The following is a 1729-nucleotide window of genomic DNA, read 5'->3' as shown; positions in this document are numbered from 1 at the left end:
AAATTAATATCTTGGTGATATTTACTTCAAGATATTAATTTATCTATAAAGTTTAACATCATAAAAGTTTTACCTGAACCAGTAGGTGCTTTGAAGTACACAGCATTTTTAGAAGAACCTTCTAAAGTAGATGTTGCTTGATTTACTAAAAGATCAACAACTTTATTTTGAGATTTAGTTAGTTGCATCTTTGTCCTTAATTTGAGGTTTTAATGCAAGTAATGAATTTAGAATATCAATTTCTTGTAGATTTTTTAAGTACTGTTCACCAATACCAAAATCAATTAAAATAGATTTTAATTGATTTGTTAATTTATCAATTGATAATTGATTATTAAATATTGAAACATCTTGATGTTTGATATTGTAAACATTTAAATTTGATTTGTATGGTTCGTTGTCTTTTGCTCATTTAAATTCTTCACCATTTGTACCAATACCATTGTTGATTCTAAAAAGTCTTTCATATGTTATGTTTTTAGCAATGTTGTTTTCATTGTTTGTGACAAGAGTATAAGTTCTGTTTCCACCATCTTCTTTGTTAAGTTCTAAAACTGCATGTCCAGTTGTTCCAGAACCAGCAAAGAAGTCAAGGATGCGAGCGTTTTTATTGATACTTCTATCTATTAACATTTTAATAAGGTTTATAGGTTTTGGAAAATTAAATAAATCATTTAAACCAATGCTTTTTAATTTTTTTGTACCTGCTGATGTGTCGATTTCTTTAAAAACATTATTTTCTCAATATAAATCATCGAATAATGATGCAAATGAATTTCCAGAAATAACAGTTTTTGGTTTTAATATTTTAAAGTCTGGTATTTTTGTTGATGTTTCATATTCAAAAATCTTTAAATTATCTTTAATATTTCTTACTTTTATTTTATTTTCACTTATTAATTTATTTATTTTTTCTACCCCGACTCTTCAACACCCTAAAAAGTTACCTTTAAAATTTGGGATTATTGGAATAAAATTGTCAGAAATTAATTTTTGTCTTTCTTGTGTGTTTAAATTATATATAGCGTCTTTATCAGCAATTGTTGTATTTTTTGTTATTACTTTTTTATTTATATTATTATCAATAATAAATTCATCCGTTTCTTTTTTTCATCAAACAATATAACCCATATTTGGTCTTTCGTTTAATGTTTCAGCACCACCACCTTTTTGTAAATCATATAATTCTTTTTCAAATAATTGTGTTTTAAAATTGAATTTTCACTTATTATCTTTTTCTTTTTCTTTTAGTGAATTTATTTTAAGTTCTTCAATATTTTTAGAGTAAGTTATAACATACTCATGAGTTGATGCAAAATATTTTTCATCACTTCTTCCACCAAAATTATTTACTCATATTAAATTAGCTACAAAATTCTCTTCACCAAAAATTTCATCCATTAAAACTTTTAAATATGCTTGTTCTGCATCATCGATCGAAACAAAAATTACCCCATCATCTTTAAGGAGTTGTTTTGCTAAACGCAACCTTTCGTTCATAAAGTTTAATCAACCATTACGAGAATATTTATCCCTGTAAATAAATTTGTTAGCTTTAATTTGTTCTTTGTCATCAGCAATAGAGTTACCATCACTATTTGTTGCTTCGGTATTATAAGGTGGATCAATATAAATTAGATCATATTTATATTCAAGACCTGCTCTCTCTCTCTCTCTCTATCATTATTAAGTTCTTTAATGCATCATAGTTTTCACCTATGATTAAAGT

2 protein-coding genes are annotated in these 1729 nt (G+C 25.5%); both read right to left on the bottom strand.

What is annotated here, in order from left to right; translation table 4 throughout:
- Positions 1-188 (bottom strand): DEAD/DEAH box helicase family protein (locus BU00_RS04740; protein WP_036459085.1); only part of this gene is annotated, 188 nt, incomplete at its 3' end.
- Positions 175-1629: a site-specific DNA-methyltransferase gene (locus BU00_RS04735; RefSeq protein WP_245579610.1), complete on the bottom strand. Its 1455-nt coding sequence runs from the start codon at positions 1627-1629 to the stop codon at positions 175-177. The genes BU00_RS04740 and BU00_RS04735, both read right to left, overlap by 14 nt.
- Positions 1630-1729 lie beyond the last annotated feature (100 nt).

It is taken from the genome of Mycoplasma leonicaptivi ATCC 49890 (assembly GCF_000622205.1).
In the GTDB taxonomy this organism is placed as follows: domain Bacteria; phylum Bacillota_I; class Bacilli_A; order Mycoplasmatales; family Metamycoplasmataceae; genus Mycoplasmopsis; species Mycoplasmopsis leonicaptivi.
This window is presented reverse-complemented; position numbering and strand designations above follow the sequence as displayed.